Source organism: Allorhodopirellula solitaria (assembly GCF_007859855.1).
Taxonomy (GTDB): Bacteria; Planctomycetota; Planctomycetia; order Pirellulales; family Pirellulaceae; genus Rhodopirellula; species Rhodopirellula solitaria.
The window spans coordinates 109592-120143 of the sequence record NZ_SJPK01000007.1 but is presented as its reverse complement, the minus strand read 5'-3'; the positions used below and the strand labels follow the sequence as shown (position 1 = coordinate 120143).

7 protein-coding genes are annotated in these 10552 nt (G+C 56.5%); 3 read left to right on the top strand and 4 right to left on the bottom strand.

The window, feature by feature from the left end; all coding sequences use genetic code 11:
• Positions 1-8 precede the first annotated feature (8 nt).
• Complete coding sequence (locus CA85_RS14850; protein WP_146392112.1) at positions 9-947, bottom strand: dihydrodipicolinate synthase family protein; 939 nt, start codon at positions 945-947, stop codon at positions 9-11.
• A gap of 34 nt (positions 948-981) precedes the next feature.
• Positions 982-2445, bottom strand: a complete 1464-nt coding sequence (locus CA85_RS14845) for a sulfatase (RefSeq protein ID WP_146392111.1) — start codon at positions 2443-2445, stop codon at positions 982-984.
• 154 nt (positions 2446-2599) lie between these two features.
• Between CA85_RS14845 and CA85_RS14840 the strand changes: the two genes are divergently transcribed.
• Positions 2600-3805: an AraC family transcriptional regulator gene (locus CA85_RS14840; RefSeq protein ID WP_246112823.1), complete on the top strand. Its 1206-nt coding sequence runs from the start codon at positions 2600-2602 to the stop codon at positions 3803-3805.
• An 83-nt stretch (positions 3806-3888) separates the two neighbouring features.
• On the opposite strand, the gene CA85_RS14835 is transcribed toward CA85_RS14840, so the two are convergent.
• Positions 3889-5283 carry an FG-GAP repeat domain-containing protein gene (locus tag CA85_RS14835; RefSeq protein ID WP_246112822.1) on the bottom strand — a complete coding sequence of 465 codons (1395 nt, stop codon included), beginning with the start codon at positions 5281-5283 and terminating at the stop codon, positions 3889-3891.
• A gap of 600 nt (positions 5284-5883) precedes the next feature.
• Between CA85_RS14835 and CA85_RS14830 the strand changes: the two genes are divergently transcribed.
• Positions 5884-8739 (top strand): FG-GAP-like repeat-containing protein, encoded by a 2856-nt coding sequence (locus CA85_RS14830; RefSeq protein WP_246112821.1) that lies wholly within the window; start codon positions 5884-5886, stop codon positions 8737-8739.
• 263 nt (positions 8740-9002) lie between these two features.
• Positions 9003-10238 carry a DUF1559 family PulG-like putative transporter gene (locus CA85_RS14825; RefSeq protein WP_146392109.1) on the top strand — a complete coding sequence of 412 codons (1236 nt, stop codon included), beginning with the start codon at positions 9003-9005 and terminating at the stop codon, positions 10236-10238.
• Positions 10239-10363: 125 nt separating this feature from the next.
• Here the strand turns inward: CA85_RS14825 and CA85_RS24975 are convergent, their stop codons facing one another.
• A complete protein-coding gene (locus CA85_RS24975; RefSeq protein ID WP_186774961.1) occupies positions 10364-10540 on the bottom strand; it encodes a hypothetical protein in 177 nt (58 codons plus the stop codon).
• Positions 10541-10552: the final 12 nt, after the last annotated feature.

Sequence of the window (10552 nt, the reverse complement as noted above, 5' to 3'; positions counted from 1 at the left end):
CATACGGCTCACTCGGTGGAGACTGCTTCTGACTCGGTCTGTGACCACTCGAAGAAACCAATTGCTTCCAGCTCCGCTTGCAATCTTGAGATGTCTTCGCCCGAGAGGCTTTCCTGTGGCAGTCGGCAGCCACCCATGTCAAAACCTTGCATCCCCAAGACGGCTTTCATTGCCGGGTGGAAAGGAAAGTGATTCAACGTGCGAATCATATTCACCGACATCGATTGCCATTGTCGAGCCTCGGTGAGGTGTCCCTCGCGAAAGGCGGTGATGAGCCGCTGATACAACGGCGCGGCGATGTTATAGGTACTGCCAATCGCTCCCCTCGCTCCCGTCGCCAAGGCCCCCAGCAGCATCTCGTCGCAACCCCAAACCACATCGAAGCGGCCGTTGTCGAGTTCCAAGCACTCCTGGAACTCATGCAGCTTGGTGTCCGTGTACTTCAGGCCCACGAGATTGGCAATGCGATCACCGGCGATCTTGAGAAAATCCACCACATCCAGAGCCGACCCGGTCAAAGCGGGGATGTGATAGTAGTAAAACGGTAGGTCTGGAGCGCCCTGGGCGACTTCCGACATGCAGTCAATCATTCCCGCCACGGTGCCTACCTTAAAGTAGGACGGGCAAGTCGCTGAGATCATGTCTGCGCCGATCTGCTGGGCGTGCTCGGCGAGCGAACGCGCATCAGCGAGACTGTTGTGGCCAACCTGAACGATGACGGGAACCCGGCCGGCGGCCGCACGCACATACGCTGCTGCGATGGTCTTTCTTTCATCGCTCGACAAAGACATGCCTTCTCCGGTACTGCCACACACATACAGGCCGCTGACCCCGCTCTGAATGAGATGATTGGTTATCGGGGCAACCGCAGCCGTGTTGATCGTGCCGTCGTCACCGAGCGGTGTGTAAGTCGCAGCGACGAGCCCATCGATTTTTTGTGCGTTCATGTGCTACTGGAATCCTGTCTAGGTTGGGCGATTGTCATTGACTCGTCTCCACTGGGGAGACGGGTTTTTTTAAGTTAGGAACTTGCTTCGCGTCCGCTTTCGGCAACCACTGGCGGTGACTCGCAATCACATCGGCATACTGTCTGTCGCCCGCGAGGTTGTTCCACTCGTTCGGGTCGACTTCGTGATCATAGAGTTCTTCGCTGCCATCGGCGTACCGAATGTATCGCCACCGATCACTTCGAACTGCGTGGTTGCCCCGTAGGTAGGTCATTACGGCGGGACGGTTCCAAGCTGCCATCGGATCACGCAGCAGCGGCACCAAGCTTGCTCCATCGCATGATCCGTCGGCGGACAACCCGGCCAGTTCAAGCAGAGTGGGATAGACCGCTGTCATGTCGACCGGACGATCACAACGGCTGCCCGGTTGCGTCACGCCTGGCACAGCGATGAGGAAGGGGATATGAGTGCTCTTCTCCCAGAGGGCGAACTTCTCAATATGGTCCTTCTCGCCGAGATGGAACCCATGATCTGACCACAGCACGATGATGGTGTTGTCACGCCGCGGACTGGCGTCGAGTGCATCGAGGACGCGACCGATCTGGGCATCGGCAAAACTGACGCAGGCGGCATAAGCCCGAATGAAGTCGCGATAGGAACCCACATGATTTTGCTCGACCTCCATCATGCCTTCCCAAAACCATTTCTTGTTCCGCATTAGTTCCGTTGCGCCGGCTGGCAGGTCATCCCAGTCGTCTGACTTACGGATCGGCAGCTCGAGATCACGATAGGCCTCGTGATAGAACGCGGGAGCAAAGAACGGTGAGTGAGGTTTATAGATACCGCATGCCAAAAACAACGGTTGGTCACCAACCGGATCGCGCAGTGCTTTGACGCAGTAGTCGGCCGTATGAAAATCGATGGCGTCACTCTCCAGCAGCGGCCACTTTCCCCAATCGGTATTGCGAGAACCGTAGTTCGGGGCTCCGTTGAGTTTCGTCGCTGGATAGCGCTGCCGACGCATGGCCTGGAAGTCGTGGAACGAGTCTGGATCATGAAACGCTCCGTCATAGTGATGGTGGAAAATCTTGCCGGCTCCGCGAACGTCATAGCCAGCCGCCATGAACTGCTGCATGATCGTCTTGCGATTGGGCACCGCCCGGCGCCAATCACTCTTGTTGCCATAGACGCCTGTCGTTGATGGTCGCAGACCCGTCATCGTGGCAGCTCGCGACGGATTGCAGGCCGGAGATGCGCAGTACGCCTGCGTGAACAACATGCCGCGCTGTGCCAAACGCTCGAGGTTCGGCGTTTGGATAAGAGAATTCGGATCGAGTAGCGAATTCCAGTCGTTCAAGTCGTCAACGACGATGAACAAAATATCTGGAGCGGCGTCCTCGGCGGCAGGCACCGTGACAGGCAGCAACAGGGCAGCGATGCCTAGGAGACCGGCGATGACATTGCCGAACCCAATGAAGCTGCTGCAATCCCCTGTCATGGCTTCTCCCTCGAAGGCGTTGGTGATTCTGATGTGTCTCGATTATAGTGAACTACGATGTAGCGACTATTGACATTATGAACAAAAGAGTTGGCACTTTCGCTACCGCGTCGCTGCTTGTTTTTCACACCCTGCTTTGAATTTTGAGAATCTCGTGGCCAGGACAAATCTCCCGTGCACGACCGGTCGTGGACGATCTGCCGATCCGGTGCTGCTCGACGAGCGGAACGTGTTGTTGGCGTTGAATGTTTATAATGCTGAGATTCATCGTGGTGTGGCGAAATTTGGTCGAGATCATCGTTGGCACATTCCCGCTGATCTGGAGGACCCGATTCCACGAAGCTGGAGCGGCGATGGGGTGTTGACGCATTTGGGCGCCCCGCAAGAGATTTGGCGTCGCCTGCGGCGGTTCGATGTGCCGATTGTCGACCTTGCCGAAAGCCGTCCCCAGATTCGACTGCCGCGGGTCACGATCGACAACGCCGCCGTCGGTCATGCTGCAGCGGACTTCTTTTTGGATCGCGGATATCGTCACTTCGCATTCGTCCATCGCTGGGAACTCGGAGCCAGCCAGAGACGCCGTGATCACTTCCGAGCTCGGGTGGTCGAAGCGGGATTCGAATGCGAGATCCTCTCGTGGGGCAAAGAAGGCAGCGGTCGACCAGACACACCCGAACAACGACGTCGTTGGATGAAGCAGCGGCTGAGCCGACTCAAGACACCGCTGGCGGTCTTTGCCTCTCGCGACGTCGAAGCTGTCATGGTCATCGACGCCTGCCTCGAACTGGGGCTGCTCGTCCCGGACCAAATTGCTGTGCTGGGGGTAGGTAATTCCGAAGCGATCTGTGAATGCCTGCGAGTGCCCCTGTCCAGCATCGAAGACAACTCGCGACTCGTTGGGTACGAAGGCGCGGCGTTGCTCGAACGGCTGATGCAGGGCGAGTCTCCGCCCGCTAACCCACTCTACATACCGCCGGGAAAAATCGTCGAACGCCGCAGCACCGACAGTCTCGCGGTGGAGCATCCCCAGGTTGTCGCTGCGCTCAGGTTCATCCACGACAACTTCAGCCGCCCGATCGGGATGGCCGATGTGGTCAAGCATGTCGCGATGTCGCGTAGTGGGCTCGAACGCGCTTTTCGCGAACACTCGATACGCCCTCCGATGGAAGAACTCCGTCACATTCGACTAACCAGAGCCAAGGCGATGCTGGGCGAGAGCGACGAGAAGATCGCAGCGATCGCTCGGATCACCGGTTTCCAAACTCCGCACAATCTCTGCCGGACGTTCCGCAAACAAATCGGACTCACCCCAAGAGAGTTTCGCAGCCAAAACCGTGCAGCAAGTTCGGCAGCCGTCTGAACGAGCGCCAACGGCCGCAGATCGGCGGAGAGATTACGGTCGCTGAACGGTCACGGTCCTTCGGCGATCAGTGCCATGTAAAATCACTCGTCCTCAGCCTCATTGACGAGCAAAATGAGATCGGGAGTCGCGGATTGACTGGGGCCATGGCGGACGAAGTTGCCGACCGCAGCATCCACTTTTCCATCGCGATTGAAGTCGCCGACTTCGAGTGTCAGGTGCTGGTGCGATTTAGATTCAACCTGGGTTGGCTGAAAGTGTCCCGGAGCGTCTTGAATGAGTAGGGCGATCGATGAGGAATCGACCGAATTGACCTCTTCGAGGTCGTCGCCGACCAGCAGAGCCGCTGCGATCACATCGAGGTCACCGTCGCCATCAAAATCACCAGCTTTGGCAACCATGGCACCGGGCATGGAGCAGAGTAAATGGTGTTCAAACGGAAGCGTTCCTGTATTTTCAAGCCACTGGACACTGTGGTGCGGCTTGGCTCCACGGTCGAATGAGTCGCCGTTGGTATACAGGATGTCAGTGTCTCCGTCACCATCGAGATCGACCAATTCGATCCCGCTGGATCCGTAGCCCGGATTCGAGGCTGTCCACAGTCGCTCGGGTGTGAAGGAACCCTTTCCATCGTTGAGAAAGACCTCTACGCATTCATGTTCTTGGCCGATTAATGCAATGAAGTCCAGGTGCCCATCGCGATTGAAATCAAGGGTTGGGACTTGAATGGGACCATGCCGATCGTCAATTTCACGGATTGAAAACTGAGGGACGCCGGGATTGGCGGAGCCTTCATTGACCATCAGGAAGATTCTCCCTGTTTGCCGCCACCCAAACTCGGCAACCAGTAAGTCGATGTCACCGTCGTTGTCAAAATCCCCCGGGCGTACGTCAGCGACCCGGCTCAGCCCATCGAGCAGGACCGTTTTGTCGAAATGAGCGTCCAAATCACTTTCGTCAGTTGGGGCACGCCGGCGCAACCATACGACTTGCCCGAGATCACTATCATTGGCATTGAATTCTCCGATGTCAGCGATGATCAAGTCCTGATTGCCGTCTTGATCGAGATCACAGGCCTCGACATGCACCGGTTGAAAAACAGTTCCGAGCCGCACAGTGGGCTGATCGGGGTCGCCGGGCCAATGCGCCATGACAGTACCGGTCCCAATATCACAGTAAACCAATGCGGGCGAGTCTCGCAGACCCAGGTCCAGCCACTGAATATTCGTGACGCCCGGTGGACGATGACCAGCACCGGTGACGTTCACGTGGTCGAACGCAACGGGTGATGGTGGGTAGCTCTCAATTCCAGCTGTTAGAGTTGGGTGCTCAGCGGCTTGGACTTGGAAGAACTCCAGCACCGCGTTGCGATCGGGGAGTGGGAGGTCGGTTCGCCCGGAGGAGTGATAAAACATAAACATCTGATCCACTTGTGCGACCCACTCCGCTGCAGTGGAGTCTTGCGGAGGTGGTGTCACGTGGCATCCACCACAAAATTTTTCAACCTGCGGTCGCATGCGGTTGATCAGCTTGGCTTTGCGTAGATCGTCGGCAATTGGATCGGTCGCACCTTCATCGATCTCAGAGGCGTTCCGATCGAACGACGGCGGCGACGGTCTTGGCTGCGGTTGACTCGGAGAATCGGATGATTCCCGACAACCGACTGAGCATGCGCATGCCCCTAGAAACAACAGGGTTTGGAAAAACAGGATGCGGAGCATTCGAGCTTTGAAAAAAGAACACGGTGGAGGCGGATTCAGGCCAGGAGTCAGATCGAGCTGGGAATGTTATGGCCGATCCATCGAAGCCTCGTAGGATCATGTTATCATAGCTTCTGTTGCCTTGAAGAATGGAGAATCGCTGGGTCCGCGAGCTAGCGATCCATCCGATGGCGGGTCAAGGCCTTCCCGTTGCAGACCCTATGGAAGTGTTTTGTGAATCGATTCGATCCTCTCTCTCCGATAAATGGAGCATGGCGTTGGTGCGTTGCCCTGACTGGCTGTGTTTTGTTGATGGGGTGTGGCGATACTTTCTCACGATGGCCCGATCCGGCAACGGATCCGGCACCGATGAGAACGATGGCGAAAGCAGTCGATGCCGGAGAGATGCAGCGGGCTTGGGATTATAGTGACGCCGTTGCCAAAAAACATGCTGACGACGTCGAGACTTTGGTCAATTTGGCGAAACTTGCTCACATCGTCGAGAAGCCATCACGCGCAGCGGATTTTCTGATTCAGGCTTGCCGTGCTGAAACGTTCCATGATCCGCATCGGGTGGAGCAGGCGATGGTGGCGCTGGTCTCCGCAGGCCGCCTCTTCGACGGACTGGATTTTTTAGAGGAGGCGGTAAGGGCTAATCCAAAAGATTACGCTAGCCAGCGAACTTTGTACGACCTCTACGTGGGTACTGAGAATCGAACTGCGAGCCTTCCCCATGGCCGGCGATTGGTCCAGCAACGGCAGTTCGATCTCGAGTTGCTCAAGTCTCTCGGAGGAAACGCCCGTCGCTCACTCGATCCAGAACCGCTCAAGGAAGTGTTGTCGCGGAATCCCGACGACCGGCGACCCATGATCGGTACAGCACGAATTGATTTTGACGCCGGGGACTATGACAAGAGCATTGAACTGCTGAAAGAGATTGTACAGTCGCATCCCACCGATGTGCCCGCTCACGCATTGCTTGCTCGGGCATTCTCTTCATCGGGCCAGTTCGATGAGCTTCGGCGATCCTCGGAGACACGCGTCCCAGGACTCGACGAGGAGGCGGACTATTGGTTGGCGATCGGTGACTGGGCAAGATCACAGAAGGGCCCTGCCGAGACCGCTCGCGCGTATTGGGAAGCGGCGAGAGCAGACAATGACGCGACCGAAGCCTGGACCAAATTGAGTGCGGCAATGCGATTGCTTGAACAGTCCGGGAGCCAACTTCCGCCCCACGCGATCACCGCCGTCGCAGAACGCGCCGCGATGCTGAGCAAATTCGATCAGCTCAGAAACCGCTTTGAACGAACCGGAGAGGTCTCCCGTGAAATTGCGACCGACATCGCAGAGGTGCTTCTCGGTCTAGGACGGTTGTGGGAAGCCGAGGCATGGGCGGCAGTCGCGACGACCCTGCCTGAAGATGATGCGGTCGACGTCGGAGCGGTTCGTCAGGAAATCGTCTCCCAGCTACGCCCCGGTACGCGATGGCAGATGACAGAGAATCATCCCGAATTGAGTGTCGATCTCTCGTATTTGCCGCTACCTGCGATTGGAGCGAATGGTCCATCGAATCAGCAGCGAGAACTTCACACTGCCAACGGCGATCGAGAAAAAGGCGAAGACATGTTCTTAGTCAACGAGGCGTCACTGCGGAACCTGAATTTTACGGGATCGACTGCCGACGACCTTGACGTTCCGGGCATCATGCTGCACGAGACACTTGGTTGCGGCGGCGGAACACTCGATTTTGACCTCGATGGCTGGAGCGACGTCTATTTGACCACGGCGGGCGGAACGCCGCCGCGAAAAGACTCTCCCCCCAACGCTCTCTTTCGAAATATTGATGGAACATTCGAAAACGTGACGGTGGATTCGGGTACCGGCGATCCTGGGTTCGGTCAAGGCGTTGCGGTCGGCGACGTGAATCAGGATGGGTTTCCCGACCTCCTCGTTCTGAACTACGGTGCCAATTCACTATGGGTCAATCAAGGCGACGGAACATTTGCCGACGCAAGTTCTCAATTGCCTGCCACGATGAAGTCCGCGACTTGGTCGACCAGTGGGGCAATCGCCGACCTCGACAATGATGGACTGTCCGACATCGTCGTCCTGAACTACTGTGCCGGGCTCGAACCCGCGATTCAGACCTGTCCGATGGCTGATTCCGATGTATTTCGTTCTTGCTCGCCGATGAAGTTTCCCGCACAACAAGACAATTTTTATCAGATGCAAGTCGATGGAGCCGTCGTCGACTCCACCGAGTCGTGGGCGGCGGAACCATCGGTGCCCGGTCGTGGGCTCGGTATTGTCGTTGGCGCGCTCGATGAGAATGCGGGCGCCGATGTGTTGATTGCCAACGACATGACCGAGAACCACTACTGGCAGCGAGTTGATGACGAGAAGACGTTCTCGTTGAATGAATGCGCGATCGCAGTTGGCTTGGCAGGCGATGACCGGTCGATTGCACAGGGGTCCATGGGCATCGCCACCGGTGACCTCGATCGAGATGGAGACATCGATTGCTATGTTACGAATTTTGACCGTGAGTACAACACACTCTACGAGCAACGTAGCCCGGGCCAATGGCAGGATCGCACGGCGGCGTATAACCTCGTCCGTAGCACTGTCCCCCTGGTCGGGTTCGGCACCGAAGCGATCGACTTGGATAATGACGGTCAATTGGAGCTGATACTTGCCAACGGGCACGTCGATATGTTTTCCCGCCAAGGCGAGAAATCGATCTACGCACATCCCATGCAGATTTTTCGACTTGGTGAAAGCGGACGATTCGAATCGTGCGAGGTCGGCGGTGAATACCTAGCGATGCCCCATGTTGGACGCGCTTTATGGTCGATCGACGCCAATCGAGATCACCAAACGGATATCGCTGTGACCCATCAAACTGAACCGGTCGCCCTGTTGATTAACCGGACGAAGCAAGCAGGGAGTTGGATCGAGTTGCAGTTGGTCGGAACTCGTTCGGCGCGTGATGCGATTGGCGCCGTCGTCGAAGTGAGTTGTGGGGCGAAGCGATGGCACAGTACGCTCACTGCGGGTGATGGATACCTTTGCAGCAACGAGCGATTGCTGCGAATCGGGCTGGGCCACGCGAGCGATCCATGTGATATCACCGTGACCTGGCCTAATCAGACTCAGCAGAGCTGGCCGAAAACCGCTATCGATACGAGCTGGCTGCTCGTTGAGGGAGAGCCCCTCGCGTTCAGGCGGCATTGAAGCTCGGCTCGCCAAACTTTGTCGGAGAAAACGGCAGTCGTTTTGCTGAATCCAAGTGATTTGCAATGCTCGCAGACTTCCGGGCAATGTTGTGCGTAGACCTGTCATTGTGGTAGAATCACCGACATTGTCGCAGGTTGACGGTGGATTCTCGGCTGTTTCGCGGAGTGCGAGCCGTCGAGAGGCCTGTTTTCTCGCCGTCACTCGGTTTGCTGCGTCACGTATCGTGTTCAATTGTTCAGTTTAGTTTTTGGAGTTCTTTTATGAAACGTCTCAGGCCCGCCAAGGGCTTTACGCTGGTGGAACTGCTGGTCGTCATTGCGATCATCGGCGTTCTCGTGGGGCTGTTATTGCCCGCAGTCCAAGCCGCTCGTGAAGCCGCTCGACGAATGAGTTGCAGTAACAATGTCAAGCAACTCGGCCTGGCTTTGCACAACTATCACAGTGCCTACGACCAAGCTCCCATCCACGGAGTCGGCACCGACGACAAGGCCAACACTGGACAGAACTGGTGGGACAACAGTTACGTCACCAACAATCATTGGCGTCTCAGCGCGCTGGTTGGAATGACTCCTTTCATCGAACAGCAGGCTCTTTGGCAGCAGATTAGCAACCCGAGTTCGCAACGAACCGATGGAAACCTGGGCGCAGGAATTGGGACCCCCACGAATCCTTGGCCTGCCATGGGGCCTGGGCCTTCGCAAATCAATTATCTCCCTTGGGCGACCGAGATTTCAGGATTCCGCTGCCCCAGTGACCCTGGCGAAGGGTTGCCTGCCCTCGGCCGTGTGAACTACGCCGCCTGCATGGGTGATTCGCAGTGGTGGACCCAGCACGGGGCGTTTGACCCTGATGCCTATCCGGCAATCACAGACTCGGGGTATTCTCAGAACTCCAACGGAGCCAACCGTGGGTTCTTCACTCAGCACAAGAAAGTGAAGTTTCGCGATGTGCTCGACGGACTCTCTAATACAATCGCGATGATGGAGATTGCGAGCGACCTCGGTGATGACGATGCTCGGACGATCGGCAAAAAGCACACCGCTGGGCAACCTGCCCAGGCTCAGATGCGCGATAATCCAAGTCTCTGTCTCCAGGCCGACATGCTCGATCCCGAGCGTCCTCAGTTTTGGCGAAGCGGTAACATGGAACCAGCGACGAAAGGACGTGGGTTTCGTTGGGCCGATGCGCAGATCATGCAGTCAATGGCTCATACGATTTTGCCACCGAACAGCCCGGTCTGCGTCGCCCATGATTCCAATGGGCAGTCGATTGCCACTGGGTCAAGCCGTCACCAAGGCGGCATCCATGTGCTGATGGCCGACGGTGCGGTGAAGTTCATCACGGACTCTATCGAATCCGGCAACCAAACGAATCCAGTTGTTTGGCAGGGTGGCACGACCGCTAACAACAACTCGAAAGGCAGCAAGAGTCCTTTCGGATTGTGGGGAGCATTGGGGACGCGGGCTGCCAAAGAAACGATTTCAACGGATTTTTGATCGTTAACGCGTTCTCACTGAATTCAGTACTGAATCGAAAAACCCGGAGCCTTCACAGCTCCGGGTTTTTTCGTTGTTTTTCCAATCACCCGTACCTGGCGTGATCTTCGAACCGTACCACCTGCTTATTTGCTATCTTCTTTTGTCATCCCTTCGCTCTCTTTGGCGACCATCTCATTGTACTTTTCGATCTCTGACTGCTCGACTCCTTCGGTGACGACTTTGGAATCGCTAGAACCACATCCTGTTACGACGCTCAATGTCGACAGCAGGGCAAGCCAAGTGAAAGTAGATCGGATCATTGTGTTTCCTCT